Origin of the sequence: Paenarthrobacter histidinolovorans, assembly GCF_014647595.1 — a bacterium.
Lineage (GTDB): Bacteria > Actinomycetota > Actinomycetes > Actinomycetales > Micrococcaceae > Arthrobacter > Arthrobacter histidinolovorans.
The window spans coordinates 25,000-38,645 of record NZ_BMPM01000005.1; the positions used below are offsets into that span (position 1 = coordinate 25,000).

Here is a 13,646-nt window from a genome sequence, read left to right on the forward strand (position 1 = left end):
CTCGACACAGCACGTCATACCTGCCAACGTAGGTCCCATGAGCCAACTGCCCACAAGGCGACGGCTGATTCCCGCGCTACGAAAAACCGTGACCCGCCACCGCCTGCTCTTCGCCGCCAAAACGGCCGTCGCAGCAGGCCTGGCCTGGTACCTTGCACCCTTCATGCCCGGACCCGCTGCCGAGTATCCGTACTATGCGCCTCTGGGCGCCCTGGTGAGCATGCACCCCACCGTGGCCGACTCCGCCAAGCACGGACTCCAGAGCCTGGCGGGCCTGGTCCTGGGAATCGGCATGGCCTTCGCCATCACCACCGTCGCAGCGCCCACGGCCCTGGCTGTTGCCGTGGTGGTGGGCCTGGGAGTGCTCATCGGCGGCCTACCACGGCTGGGGACAGCGTCCGAATGGATCCCCATGGCGGCGTTATTCGTTCTGGTGCTGGGCGACTCGAACACGGAAGGGTTTTCCTTTGCCTACGTGCTCCAGATGGCTTTGGGCGTGACCGTGGGCTTTGCCGTCAACTGGCTGATTTTCCCGCCTTTGCACCTGGACGACATCGACCCCGCCATCGCCGGCCACCAAGGCGCCCTGTCCCGCCAGCTCAAGGACATGGCCAAAGCCATGGAAGAGTCCTGGCCACCCAACCACGAGGCCTGGGCCAGCCGCAGCGACGAACTGTCACTTACGGCGGCAGCCGTGCGGACTGCGGTGCATCAGGCCGAGCTGAGCGCCAAAGCGAATCCCCGGTCCCGGCGTCGTGCCACCCGCCTCCCGGGCGACCTCGCAGGTTTGCGGACCCTCGAACGGCTCACCTTCCATGTCCAGGACATTACCGATGTGCTTGCCAGCGCCATCTGGGAAGAAGGCGCCGGGACCGTGATCCCTGACGCCGTGGTGCATCCCTTGGCCGAAGCCTTGGAATCCGTGGCGGCCGTGGTGGATCACTGGCGCGATGCGGAGTCCGGCGAACTTGCCAACCGCCTGGCACGGGGAAAGGACAGCATTGCAGCCCTCAGCGACGCCGTTGCCGAAGCCGCTGCCGGGCAATCCCCGGTGAACGCACCGGCCTCAGTGGCCATGAGCTTGCGCCGGATCCTGACCGTGGTGTTGTCCTCGGACTAGCTCGCAATCCCCTCAACGCGGCCTGAGCGGCGGCGAACCCCTCCGGCCCTTGCCCGCGCCGATCCCTTCCAGCATTTCCGCCAAGGACTCCAGCGAGGAGTGCCTCGGCGACCAGCCCAGGAGGCTGTGCGCGCGGGAGCAATCCATGATGGGCGCGTTGGCCGCCATGTCCACCCAGCCGCCGTCGGTCACCTGCAAGCGCAACCGCCACGTGACGTCGACGACGGCGCGAAGCACCGCAAGCGGGAACGGCAGCAAGCGCCGGGCCTTGAAGGTCCACGCGAGCGCATTGGGGTCGATCACCGGCTCGGCGGCAATGTTGTAAGCTCCCTCGGCCCTGTGCTCCAGCACCCGCCAGTATGCATCCGCGACGTCCGCCGTGTGCACGGCCTGGAACACCAGCTCTTTGGGAATGGCCAGGACCGGAAGCCATGGTTTACGCGGTACCAAACGGGGCAGGAGCCTGCCCAGGAAATAGCGGCCCACTTCGCTTCCGCCCCCGGAGCTGAACATCAAGGCGGGCCGGAGACGGGCCACCACGATGTCCGGGTTCTCTTTCGCAAATCCGTCCAGGAGTCGTTCCTGCTCCGCTTTGTCCACACTGTAGTGCGAGCCGTGGATACCGCCGGTGGGCCAGCCTTCCTTGGTCCGCTGGTCCTTCGGCGCCGGCGAGTAGGCCCCCACCGAGGACGCGCAGACAACGTGCGCCACACCGGCTTTGCGCGCGGCGGCAAGTACGTTGGCTGTTCCGCCCACGTTGGTGCGTCCCAGCAGTTCGCGGTTGTGGTTGGGCTGGATGAGCCACGCGAGGTGCACCACGGCGTCTGCACCTGCGAGGGCGGTTTCGAGCGCCGGCTGGTCCGTATCCGAGCCGATGTCCAGCGTGTGCCACTCCACCCCGTGGTAGGGGGCGGCATCGGGATCCGGTTTCCGCCGCACCACGCCCACGAGTTCCAGATCTGCGCCTTCTTCGGAACGTGCCCTCTGGAGCCGTTTGAGCAGTTCCGTTCCGCCGTGTCCGGTGGCTCCGATAATCGCAATGCGCATGTGTGGCTCCTCAGCCTTCCGGGTTTTCGCCGCTTGAGCGGATGCGTTCGAGCACTGCTGTGGTGGAATGCTCGGGAACGTAATCCAGGATTGCCACGGTGCCGCCGTAGCGTTCCACCGCCGCTGTTTCCTGGAGCATCTCCGGCGTGTAATCGCCGCCCTTGGCGTAGACATCGGGCCGCAGGAGCTCGATGAGAGGGATGGGCGTGGGGGTGTCAAAAATGGTCACGTGGTCAACACAGCTCAGTGCGGCGACGACGGCGGCACGGTCGGCTTCGTGATTGACCGGACGGTCCGGGCCTTTGAGCTGCCGCACTGAAGAATCGCTGTTCAGGGCAACCACCAGGACATCGCCCAGTTGCTTGGCCTGGTTCAGGTAGCGGGTGTGGCCGCGGTGGAGGACATCGAAGCATCCGTTGGTGAGCACGATCCTGCGCCCTTCGCTGCGGTGTTCCTGGATGTGCCTGGCCAGCTGGGTGTCCGTCAGTGCGGTATCGGCGAATCCGCGGAGGTGCGTGGCCAGTTCTTCAGTGGTGCACACGGAAGTACCCGGCCTGTGGACCACGACGTCCGCGGCGGCCTGGGCCAAATCGACGCTGGTGGTCAGTGGCAAGCCTGCCGCCCGGGCGAGGGTCAGGGCGGCAACGAAAGTGTCGCCGGCCCCCGAGGCCTGCTTCTCGGCTTGCGGGCGCGCCCACGTCCTGTGGGTTGCCGGTTCTGATCGGGTACTGTCCGGACGGATGGTCAGCGTCCCCTCCCGGTCAAGGGTCACGACGACGACGGCCGCACCTGAGGCGCGAAGGAGCTGGTCAGCGTGCGCTTCCACGAAGGGGCACCGCGCAGCACCGCCCGGAAATTCCGCGCCGATCAGCCTGGCCGCTTCCTGGGCGTTGGGGGTAGCCAGGTCCGGTGTGAGTCCAGCCCAGCTGCCTGGGTTGTGGGCGTCCACCACAACAAGCGTGTTCTGCCGGGGCTCCGGCATGCCGCTATCAACGCCGGCGGCCAAGTGGTCAAGGATCGCACTGCGCACCGGGCCTTCCAGTGCCCCCGCGCCGTAGTCGCAAAGCACCACGGCAGCGGAGCCGCGAATGGCTTTCAGCAGTGTCCCGGCCATTTTCCTGAGGCCCTCGCCGGGGACTTCCGTGGCGGCGTCGTCCAGTCGCAACATCACTTGCCCGGCGCTGCTCACCCGGAACTTGGTGGTGGTGGTCATGTCCGGGTGCCGGACGAGGTGGGAAACGTCCACTCCTGCCGCTTGGAGGGCGCCGGTCAGTATTTCCCCGGCAGGGTCCTCTCCAATCAACGACACGAAACGGACGTCCGCGCCCAGGGCTGCGAGGTTCATCGCGGTGTTGGCGGCACCGCCGGGCGCGAAATCCCGGCGGTGGACCTGGACTACGGGCGCCGGGGCTTCGCGGCAGAACCGCTCAATGGTTCCATCCCACCAACCATCAAGAATGGAGTCGCCGATGACCGTCACCACGGGGCGTTCCTCGGCCAAACGGCCCGGCAACCAGTCAGCCAGACCTTCTTGATTGGATAGGTGTGCCATGGGGTACCTTCCGGTAGAACGGCATGTTCCTGTTCCCGACAGGTACCCCGCGGCACGCGCTTCACACGCCGGACCCGGGAGTTTTCGCTACCTTGAAGAAAGAAACCGCCCATGGATGTTCGTTTGTGTCCCGGCATGGGGCCAGTGCTGGAAAAGTTCCGTGACGTACAACGGATCGCGGTGCTCAGGGGCGGCGGACTGGGGGACCTGATCTACACCTACCCCGCCCTGAATGCGCTGAAGACCGCATATCCCCAGGCGACAGTCACACTGCTGGGCACGCCCGTACACGCAGCCGTGGCGACCGCTACGGACGGTCCGGTAGACGACGTCGAATTGCTGCCGGTGGCGCGCGGTGTCCACGACGGTCCCCGAAACGGCGAGCGCTTCGACGACGACGCCGAGGACGTCGCGGCGCAGGAGGCCTTCTTCAAGGCGATGCAGGCGAGGAAGTTCGATCTCGCTCTCCAAATGCATGGCGGTGGTCGGTTCTCCAACCCTTTCCTGCTTCGGCTGGGTGCACGGCACACCGCGGGTACCCGCACCAAGGACGCGGAGCCGTTGGAGCGGAACCTCGACTACATCTACTACCAGAACGAGCCGGAGCGCTGGCTGGAGGTAGCGGGTTTGGCGGGGGCTCCCGCCGTCGTCGCCCCTCCCCTGTTCCCCAAGCCGGAGCATCAGCGGAACATCGTGGGCTTAAGGGATCCGCAGCGGTCCTCGTTGGTGGTGGTCCACCCGGGTGCCACCGATCCGCGAAGGCGATGGCCGGCGTCGTACTTTGCCAAAGCCGCGGCGGGACTGGCCGCCGACGGTGCCCAAGTACTGATAGTGGGTGACCGGTCGGAAAAGGCCCTGGCGCAGGGAGTAGCGGAACTGGCGGTCCGCGCATTGCCGGCCGCCAGCCGACAGGCCGTGACCTCCGTGGCCGGTGAACTCGACATCGGAGATCTGGCGGCCTTGCTGGCAGAAGCTTCGGTGATGCTGGCCAGTGACAGCGGTCCACGACATCTGGCCCAAGCACTGGGCACTCCCACGGTGGGGATCTTCTGGGTGGGCAACGCCATCAATGCCGGCCCCCGCGGCCGCAGCATGCACCGCGTCCATATGTCCTGGCTGACCCGGTGCCCGCGGTGCGGAGCGGATATCACCCAGGTTGGCTGGACGGCACCGCACTGCGGCCACGACGACACCCTGATCAGGGGCATCGCCGTGGCCGACGTGGTTCAGGACGTGCTGGACCTTACGGCCACGAGCCTTCTTCTGCGGGGCAAATAAGGAGTTCGCGGACCTCGCTGCCGAACGGCTGGGAGAGCGCGAAGACCACGGCCTGCGCCACATTGGCGGGATCGTTGAGCTTGGAATCGTCCTGTGGCTTGTACTGTTCGTCCCGGTCATCGAAGAAATGGGTCTTCATGCCGCCCGGGATGATGATGGTAACCCCGATGACGCCCCCGGTTTCTGCCGCGAGCGCGCGGCTGAAACCGATCACGCCGAACTTTGACGCACAGTACGCGGTGGCATCCGGCAAAGCCCTCAGCCCCAGCGTTGAGGCGATGGTGACGGCCCGGCCGCGGGAACCCTTGAGGTATGGCAGGGCTGCCCGGACCACGGAAACGGTGCCCAGGAGGTTCACGCCGATGACCTTTTCCCATTCCTCTGCCGGGACGTCGCCCAACTTGCCGCAGCGGTCAATGCCTGCAGCCGTGACCACCCCGTCCAGGCCGCCCAGGGTTTCGGCGGCTTCCTTGACGGCGGCTTCCACGGCTTGCCGGTTGGAGACGTCCACTTCCAGTGCCTTGGCGCCGGACACGTTGCTGACATCCCGGTCGAAAACGAACGGTGTGCCACCGGCGTCGCGGATGGCTTCCACGATTGCAGCGCCAAGGCCGGAGCCGCCTCCGGTGACGATGACGCGTCCTGGTGTTTGCGTGTTCATGCGGTTCCTTTCGTTGATCCTGCTGATGGTCAGCTGACCTTGGCAAGGGCTGCAGCCAGGCCGCTGGTGGAGCGTGCCGGGTGGAAGGGCACCGTGACACAGCGTCCTCCCCACGCCGCAAGGACGCGGGCTTCCGGCAATTCTTCGGGGGTGTAGTCGCCACCTTTGACCCAGATATCGGGCTGGATTCCGCGGAGGCAGGTTTCCGGGGTGTCCTCGCCGAAGACCACCACCGCGTCAACGCATTCGAGTGCCAGCAGCAACTCGGCGCGGTCTTCCACACTGACAATGGGACGATGCGCGCCCTTGAGCCGCCTGACGGATTCGTCGGTGTTCAGGCACACGATCAGGCAGTCGCCCATGCTCCGCGCCGCCGCCAGGGTCCGGGCGTGGCCGGCGTGCAGGAGGTCGAAACATCCCCCGGTGGCCACCACGGTGCCTCCGGCGTCGCGGATGGAGCGGGCAAGCTGGACACCGTCCGGGCGGAGTTCGGTGCCTTCCACCAGTTCCAGGCCCTTAAGTTCGACGACGGGACCCAGCCCCGCCGCTGCCCGGACCGCGGGTTCCTCCCCCACCGTTGCGAGCGCCGCCGTCGCGAGCGCCGCCGCACCGCCGGCGGCCAGGAACGCTGAAGCGTCCTCCACGGCCCGCGCGGCAGCTTCAGCCAGGCCCAATCCTTTGCCCAGGTAAACGGCGAGGCTGCCGGCAAGACGGTCCCCGGCACCGCACGGATCGCTGACGTGGGTCTTCGGGGCCGGAATGCCCTGCGGCTGAGCATTCGCCCGGAGCAGGACCGCACCGGCCTCACCCTTCGTCACAAGCACGGACGCGCTTCCCCACGTGTCCAGCAGCAACCGCCCTCCAGCTTCGGCGTCAACGTGACTCCCTACCAGGCCTGCAGCCTTCGCGAAGGCGAGTGCTTCGGCGGAGTTGGGCGTCACCACGGCTACTCCCGGCACGGGAACCGAACCGGCAGGATGCGGATCCCAGACCACCGGGACCCGCCGGGCGGCCTCGGTGAGCGACGCCCGGATGTCCGGGTTCGCGGTGATTCTGCGCCCGTAGTCTGCCACCACCACGGCGTCCGCCGATGCGATGGCTGCAAGCATCTCCCCGGTACTGGAAGGGACGGGTGCCGGCGAGCAGCCCTGATCGAACCGGACCACCGGATGCGTTCCGATCCGCACACGGGTCTTGGTGGGCGTAGGAGCCAGCGGGGCTCCGGCGAGCACCGACACTCCGGCCAGCGCGCGCCTGAGGTGGCTTGCGCCGTCGTCGTCCGCCAATGCGGTGACCAGCGTGACGTCGTGGCCGTCGCGCGCGAGCACGGTGGCGACCAGCCCGGCACCACCCGCCCGACGCCGGACGTCCGCGACGTCGACCACGGGCACCGGCGCGTCGGGGCTGAGCCGGGTGGCGGTCCCGTTGATGTCGACGTCCAGAAGAAGGTCCCCGACTACGGTGATCTTCATGGCTGGCCGCCCAACTGGGTGCCGGTGCGCCGTACGATTTCCGCGTCAAAGGCCCGGCACACGGCGTGTATCGCGATGAGGTGGCCTTCCTGAGCGTTGGCTGCGATGGCGTCCACGGTGACGGCCTGGTGGCAGGCTTCGGCGAGCGGGTTGGGGCCAGGGCCGGTGAGGGCCCAGGTAACGATGCCGCGGTCGCGCGCCGCACGAACAGCTTTAAGCAGGTTGGGACTGCGCCCGCTGGTGGACAGGAGCATCAGCACGTCACCTGCCCGGCCGTGGGCCCTGACCTGGCGCGCGAACACTTCCTCGTAGCCGTAGTCGTTGGACAGTGCGGTGACCGCGGATGACTCGGCGTGGAGGGAGATCGCGGAGAAGGGTGCACGTTCGTCGTCGAACCTGCCCACGAGTTCGGCCGTCAAGTGCTGGGCTTCCGCCGCTGAGCCGCCGTTGCCCGCTGCCAACAGCCGCTGCCCGGACAGCAGCCTGGCTGCCAGTTCCGTTCCCCAGCCGGACAGCCGGTGCGATTGCGAGCGCAGTGACTCCAACGCGGGGAGGACGTTGTCCAGATGCCGGGTTACTTCGGCGTCGTGGGTGGGATCACCCTGATGGGCGCCCCACAATTCCGGGAGGGTGTCGGGAACGGGGCCCGCGAGCGTGGATTCGGCGGTCCCTCGGCTTTCGAATGTCACAGCGCCGTTCCTTCCAGTGGTTCCAGGATTTCATCGGCCCGCCGCGACAACCCGGCGGCCAGAACAGATCTGTAGGCCTTCTCGTTATCAGCGGCGACGCGTTCCCAGGAGTAGCGGGAACGTGCCCGGCGGGCCCCGGCGCGGCCCATGTCGGCGCGAAGCTCCGGGTCTCCGAGCAGCCTGGCCAGTGCTCCGGCAAGGGCTTCGGGATCTTTCGGCGGGACGTGAAGTCCCGTCTTCTGGTCCACCACCGTTTCCCGGAGTCCGCCCACCGCTGCAGCCACCACAGGCACGCCGGAAGCCATGGCTTCCAGGGGAACGATGCCGAACGGCTCGTACCAGGGCGCGCAGACCACGGCATCCGCGCTGCGGAAAATCGCGGGCATGGAATCACGGGGCACTTGGCCGCGCATGGTCATCCTGTCCTCAACGCCGAGCTCTTTGGCCAGGGATTTGAGCCGCTGGGCTTCGGGATCCTCTTCGAGGTTGAGGGCGTCTCCGGAACCACCGACAATCAGCAGCTCCACGTCGTCGAAGCCAGCGTCCGCCAGCAGGGGCAGGGCCCGGATGATCAGGTCCACTCCCTTGCGTTGCACCAGGCGACCCACGCTCAGGATCCGGTGCGTGCGGGACCGGGGCTCGGCGTCGGAGGTTCCTGTAAAGAGCTTGAGGTCCACGCCGCAGGGCGCGATGGAAATCTTTGACCGGCTGATGCCCAGTGCTTTGAGTTCGAAGACCTCATCGGGGCACGTGGCGATCACCCAATCGGCAGTGCGGCCCACCCACGGTTCCAGCCATTCTCTGGCTGGCGGGCTGGTGTCCGCTGCTCCCTGGTGACGTCGTTTGACCGAGCCCAGCGCGTGGAAGGTCTGGACCACGGGCACGGGATCCGCAGCGCCCGCCCGACGCGATGCCTGGATTGCCGCGAGTCCCGACATCCAGAAGTGGGCGTGGACCACATCCGGCAGTTGGTCAGCCCAATCGGCGCAGATTCCGTCCGCCAACTCGCCCATGAAGGGCAATAGCTCGTCCTTGGGAATCCTCTTGGCCGGCCCCGCGTCCACGTTGACCACGGTGAGCCCTGGAGCAACCTGCACCTTTGCAGGCAGTCCGGGGTCGTCCCGCCTGGTGTACACCGTGACCTGGTGGCCACGGTCAGCCAAGGCCGACGACAGGGCCGCAACGTGGACATTCTGCCCTCCGGCGTCAACGCCTCCCAGGGCAGCCAGCGGACTGGCGTGTTCGGAAACCATGGAAATTTTCATGGGTGCGTCCTCTCTGTGTCATGGCTGGCGCGGGTGTCATGGCTGGCGCGGGTGTCATGGCTGGCGGCCGTGTTGCGGCTGGCGGGCAGTCCGGCCAGGAGTTCGTCCCATGCCCGGTGAAATTTGCCCAGTCCGTAGCGTTCCAGGGCTGCCTCCCGCGCGACGATGCCCATGGCGTACGCGTCCTCGGGGTCGTCCAGCAACCGCTTGGCGAACCTTTGGAGTTCGCCGACGTCGTTGGAGACCAGGCCTGCGCCGCGTGGTATCGCCCGGGCTGCTTCGGTGGTGGCCAAGGCCAGTACGGGCATGCCGAGGTGCATGGCTTCCAGCAACGCCAGTCCCAGCGAGGTCCACCGCAGGGGGTGCAGATAGAGACGGCAGCGGGCCAGTTGCCCGTGGAGCTGCCGGGCGGGCAGGTCACCGGCGATGCGGAGCCTGTTGTTGCCGAGGCCAAGGCTCTTCAGGTCCAGTTCCCGGGGCAGGGCTTCGGTGCCCATTCCGAAGACCCGCAGCGGTCCCACCCCGGCGAATCCGGGGAGCAGATCCGTTCCGGTGACGCGGCCGCGCCGGACGGGTTCGTTGACCACCACCCCCATTTCTTCCAGCTCGCCGGTGTAAAGGCGGCCCGGATCCGGGATGCCGTGCTCAATGACTGCGGTGCTTGCCGAACCCGTATCCCAGAAGAGCTGGTTGAAATGGGTCACGTGGACCACCGGAATAGCGCCTTGGTCCGCCAACGGATGCAGTGTGAACGGAACGTCGCCTTTGGGGGTGTTGTGTTCCAGGTACACCGCTGGAAGATCTACACCCGGCCGCCGTCCCAGAGTCCGCGCCACAACGGCGATTTCCTCGGGCCGTTGCAGGACCACCGCGTCCACAGTGTCCGGATCGAGGCTGGCCAGGTCCACTTCCTGTGCTGTGGCGGGCCAGTCACGGCCACCTCGCCCCAAACCCCAGGCGCCGCCGTCGGGCGTTGCCGGAAGCAGGTATTCATGCCGGCCGCGGACGAAAGCCTCCATCCACCCGCCGTGGACGTGCCACACCAGGATCCTCACGGTTTCCGCACCTTTCGTCGGCTGGTCAGGGAGGAAATGCCTCCCAGGAGCCTTTCCACCGCTTCGACCACCTGTTCCGGCGTTACGGAGCTGAGGCAGGGATGGCCGGGGACGGGGCAAATGCGGGCTCGGGAGTTCTTGCAGGCCGCGTCCTGGTCGCCCAGCAGTTCCAGTGGCACGCCATAGGGGGCCCAGCGGATGGCCGGGACCACCGGGGCGAACAGGCACACCACCGGCGTTCCCACTGCAGCGGCCAGATGCGCGGGCCCGGTATTGCCGGTAACCACGACGGCGGCTCCCGCCAGTACCGCCGCAAGTGTCCGGAGGTTGGTTCCGCCGCCGAGGTTCGTGGCAGAAGGCCCGGCCACCGTTGCGGTAAGTGGCGCTTCGCTGGGCCCGCCCGTGACCACCACCCGGTGGCCGTAGGCTTCCAGCAGTTCCACGGTTGCGGCGTGGTGCAGTGCAGGCCATGCCCTGGCCGGGGCCGCAGCGCCGGGGTGGACCACGATGTACGGGCCTTCCTCGGCCAACTGGTCCGCTACGCCTTCAGGGTCCAGTCCCGGGGTGATGTGCAGTTTGCCGTCGTCGCCATTGGGCAGGACGTAGCCGCCGGCTTCGGCGATGGTGAGCGCCCGGACCGCCTCCGGCTGGTCTTCGGGGAAGTCCTCGCCAGGTTTGAGGCGGACGTCCAGGAGCGAGCCGGCGTAGTCCGTGGAAGCGCCGGTGATCTTGGCAACCCCGGCAAGTCGCAGGAGCAGCGCCAGCGGGAGCGGGGATTGGTGGAAGGACGTGAGGATCACGGCCTCCTGGATGCGGGAGCTACGGACGAAATCAATCAGTCCGTTGGTCATTTCTTCGGTTGCGGGTGGGGCGGGATTCACAATCCAGGGCGACGCCCACGTGTGCACCTGGGTCACCCCCGGCAGCATCCCTGCGGCGGCTGCCCCCTCAGGTCCGCAGAGGAGGACGACGTCGTTGGGCCGGCTGCCGTCGGAACGGTTTCCGTTCGCCACGGCACGCAAGGCGGGCCCTGACAGAAGGACGTCACCCATGCTGTCCAAGCGGGCTACCAGGACGCGGCTCATGCAGGGGCGCCCTGTTCTTCCAGTGCCCCGGCGAGAAGCAGCTCCACCGCATGTCCAAGGTTCTTGGCCACCACCCCGGCAGCGTCAATTTCCTCTTGCCGGGTCACAGCTGTCGGCACCAGCACCGCACGCGAGCCCGCTGCCGCGGCCGCCTCAACGTCGGTGCCGATATCGCCAATTAGGGCAGCTTCTCCTGGTGTGATGCCCAACGCCCTGCACGCGGCGAAAATCATTCCGGGGGCGGGCTTCCGGCATCCGCAGCCGTCCTCCGGTCCGTGGGGGCAGACCTCCCACACATCGAATGGGCCCAGCTCCAGCTCCACCCGGCGGTTCACTGATGTCACTTGGTCCAAGGTCAGCAGCCCCCGCGCCACGCCCGACTGGTTGCTCACCACTCCCGTGGCCAGGCCGGCCGCGCGGACTCTGTTCAACGCTTCCAGGGCGCCATCCATGGGCCGCACCAGCTGCGGATCGCCGTTGTATGGCACGTCAACGACGAGAGTTCCATCGCGGTCAAACAGGACCGCCTTCAACGTTCCGGTTCCTCCCATACCCGCAACGTTCCCCAGTTCTCCGAACGCTAAACAACGCGGCAGTGAGAAGTTTCCCAGGGCTAGACTCTCAGCGGGAGGCCACAATGGACACAGCTTTGGACCGTGATCGGAACCGGAACCAACCCCTGCTGCTTGCCCTGCGCGCCCTGAAACTCGGCGACCTCTTGGTCGCTGTCCCCGCGTTGCGCGGCTTGCGGCGGGCGTTTCCGGAGCACCGGATTTGGTATGCCGGGCCGGCGTGGATCGCCGAGGCCTTGGAACTGGTGGGCGGCATCGACCACCTGCCGACACCCGGGCTGGACCACCCGCTGACCGTTCCTCACGGCCTTGTGGATGTGGCGGTCAACCTGCACGGAAACGGCGGCGAGAGCCGGCTCCGGATTCAGGAGCTTGGCGCCAAACGCGTTGTTGCGCACGCTTCCGAAGGGATCGACGGACCGCCCTGGATCACCGGCATTCCCGAACGCGAACGCTGGACGCGGCTGCTCACCTGGCACGGGATCGACGCCGACCCCCTCGACTACCGGCTCAACCGCCCCACCGTTCCCTCGCCACGACCCGGCGCCACCGTGATCCATGTGGGCGCAGCCTATGGAAGCAGGCTGTGGCCCGTGGAACGGTTCGCCGGCGTCGCTGTCGAACTCACCGCGGCAGGGCACCAGGTTGTTCTCACGGGCGGCACCTCCGAGCGTGTCAGGGCTGAGGAGACAGCCGCCCTGGCGAAACTCAAGGGAGCAGATCTCGACGAGGCCCTGCTGGCCGGGCAGCAGGGCCTCGCCGAATTTGCCGCAACCATCGCCGACGCCCGCCTGGTGATTTCTGCTGACACGGGCGCGGCACACCTGGCATCGGCGTATGGGCGCCCTTCTGTCGTCCTCTTCGGTCCAGCGCCCGCGGAAGAATGGGGACCGCCGCCCGGACCGCACGTGGTGCTGACCGCCGTCGAACTCCGCCGCGGTGATGTGTTCTCAGCCGAACCGGATCCGGCGCTCATGGCCGTCGGCGTCCACGACGTGCTGGACGCTGTGGAGCGGCTTGGCTGCTAGCTGCTTTTTCGGGGGGAAGGATTTCAGGGGGCGGTCCCGTCCTGCTGGCTGACTTCATCGTCCAGCAACTGCGTCTGGAGGGACACCAGAATCCTGGACAGCTTGCGCGATACCTGCATCTGCGAGATTCCCAGGGCTTCGGCGATGGTGGACTGCGTCTCCTCCCGGTAGTAGCGCCGGTAGAGCAGGTGGCGGTCCTCCGCGCTCAGACTCCGGATGGCGTTCCGCAGCGCAAGCACGTCTTCAAGCCGGTCTGTTGGGCAGCCGAAGGCCGACAAGGTTCCGTGGAGGCCGTCATGTCCTTCTGCTGCCGGGGCGTCCAGGGAATCGGGGCGCTTGCTGGTTCCCGCCATGAGCGCTTCGCGGACCTGGCATGGTTCCAGTCGAAGATCATCAGCAACCTCCTCTGGTGAGGGAGTCCGCTGCATCGTCTGGGTCAATTCCTCCGTCCGGGCCAGCACTTGGCGTCGAACGTCCTGAATGGTCCGGGGCGGCCGCACTACCCAGCAATGGTCACGAAGGTAGCGCTTGACCTCACCTGCGATGGTGGGGGCGGCATAGGCGGGGAAGCTGACGCCCCGCGACTCGTCATAGCCCCGGGAGGCCTTGATAAGTCCCATGTAGGCGACCTGTCTGACATCGTCGAGGTCGTGGGTGTGGGCGGAGTATCGGGCCGCAATGGACTTGGCCAGGTTGAGGTGGTCCAGGACAAGGCTGTCCTGGAAACTCTGCCGAATGCTGCCTTCCGGCGCACAGGAAACGGCCCTGGACTGAACACTGCGGGGTCGGGTTTGATGCATGGGCTTCAATCCTTGACCAACT

13 protein-coding genes are annotated in these 13,646 nt (G+C 67.0%); 3 read left to right on the forward strand and 10 right to left on the reverse strand.

The features are described from left to right. Positions 1–37: 37 nt before the first annotated feature. Positions 38–1,120: an FUSC family protein gene (locus tag IEY62_RS12780; protein WP_229785272.1), complete on the forward strand. Its 1,083-nt coding sequence runs from the start codon at positions 38–40 to the stop codon at positions 1,118–1,120. Positions 1,121–1,132: 12 nt separating this feature from the next. Here IEY62_RS12780 and IEY62_RS12785 read toward each other — a convergent pair whose 3' ends face one another. Next, positions 1,133–2,167 (reverse strand): NAD-dependent epimerase/dehydratase family protein, encoded by a 1,035-nt coding sequence (locus IEY62_RS12785; RefSeq protein ID WP_189018406.1) that lies wholly within the window; start codon positions 2,165–2,167, stop codon positions 1,133–1,135. A 10-nt stretch (positions 2,168–2,177) separates the two neighbouring features. Beyond that, complete coding sequence (gene rfaE2, locus IEY62_RS12790; RefSeq protein WP_189018408.1) at positions 2,178–3,719, reverse strand: D-glycero-beta-D-manno-heptose 1-phosphate adenylyltransferase; 1,542 nt, start codon at positions 3,717–3,719, stop codon at positions 2,178–2,180. 111 nt (positions 3,720–3,830) lie between these two features. Between rfaE2 and IEY62_RS12795 the strand changes: the two genes are divergently transcribed. Beyond that, a complete protein-coding gene (locus IEY62_RS12795; RefSeq protein WP_229785273.1) occupies positions 3,831–4,997 on the forward strand; it encodes a glycosyltransferase family 9 protein in 1,167 nt (388 codons plus the stop codon). Here the strand turns inward: IEY62_RS12795 and IEY62_RS12800 are convergent. From IEY62_RS12800 to IEY62_RS12830, 7 genes are read right to left on the reverse strand one after another with little or no spacing between them, the layout of a single operon-like run. Next, positions 4,963–5,658, reverse strand: coding sequence for an SDR family oxidoreductase (locus IEY62_RS12800; RefSeq protein WP_189018410.1), 696 nt, complete (start codon positions 5,656–5,658; stop codon positions 4,963–4,965). The two genes, IEY62_RS12795 and IEY62_RS12800, sit on opposite strands and share 35 nt — an antisense overlap. A gap of 29 nt (positions 5,659–5,687) precedes the next feature. After that, positions 5,688–7,130, reverse strand: coding sequence for a PfkB family carbohydrate kinase (locus IEY62_RS12805; protein ID WP_189018412.1), 1,443 nt, complete (start codon positions 7,128–7,130; stop codon positions 5,688–5,690). Further along, the gene (locus IEY62_RS12810) at positions 7,127–7,819 is read right to left on the reverse strand and encodes a D-sedoheptulose-7-phosphate isomerase (protein ID WP_189018415.1); all 693 of its coding nucleotides are present in this window, start codon (positions 7,817–7,819) and stop codon (positions 7,127–7,129) included. Before IEY62_RS12810 ends, IEY62_RS12805 begins: the two co-directional genes overlap by 4 nt. Next, positions 7,816–9,084 carry a glycosyltransferase gene (locus IEY62_RS12815; protein ID WP_189018417.1) on the reverse strand — a complete coding sequence of 423 codons (1,269 nt, stop codon included), beginning with the start codon at positions 9,082–9,084 and terminating at the stop codon, positions 7,816–7,818. The genes IEY62_RS12810 and IEY62_RS12815 overlap by 4 nt, the downstream gene beginning before the upstream one ends. Then, positions 9,081–10,139 (reverse strand): glycosyltransferase, encoded by a 1,059-nt coding sequence (locus IEY62_RS12820; RefSeq protein WP_189018419.1) that lies wholly within the window; start codon positions 10,137–10,139, stop codon positions 9,081–9,083. Before IEY62_RS12820 ends, IEY62_RS12815 begins: the two co-directional genes overlap by 4 nt. Beyond that, positions 10,136–11,224, reverse strand: coding sequence for a glycosyltransferase family 9 protein (locus IEY62_RS12825; protein ID WP_189018421.1), 1,089 nt, complete (start codon positions 11,222–11,224; stop codon positions 10,136–10,138). Before IEY62_RS12825 ends, IEY62_RS12820 begins: the two co-directional genes overlap by 4 nt. Beyond that, the gene (locus IEY62_RS12830; RefSeq protein ID WP_189018423.1) at positions 11,221–11,775 is read right to left on the reverse strand and encodes a D-glycero-alpha-D-manno-heptose-1,7-bisphosphate 7-phosphatase; all 555 of its coding nucleotides are present in this window, start codon (positions 11,773–11,775) and stop codon (positions 11,221–11,223) included. The genes IEY62_RS12825 and IEY62_RS12830 overlap by 4 nt, the downstream gene beginning before the upstream one ends. A gap of 86 nt (positions 11,776–11,861) precedes the next feature. Here IEY62_RS12830 and IEY62_RS12835 point away from each other — a divergent pair, with 86 nt between their 5' ends. Further along, positions 11,862–12,824 carry a glycosyltransferase family 9 protein gene (locus tag IEY62_RS12835; protein WP_189018425.1) on the forward strand — a complete coding sequence of 321 codons (963 nt, stop codon included), beginning with the start codon at positions 11,862–11,864 and terminating at the stop codon, positions 12,822–12,824. Between the two features lie 23 nt (positions 12,825–12,847). Here the strand turns inward: IEY62_RS12835 and IEY62_RS12840 are convergent, their stop codons facing one another. Continuing rightward, positions 12,848–13,624, reverse strand: coding sequence for a sigma-70 family RNA polymerase sigma factor (locus IEY62_RS12840; RefSeq protein ID WP_189018427.1), 777 nt, complete (start codon positions 13,622–13,624; stop codon positions 12,848–12,850). Positions 13,625–13,646 lie beyond the last annotated feature (22 nt).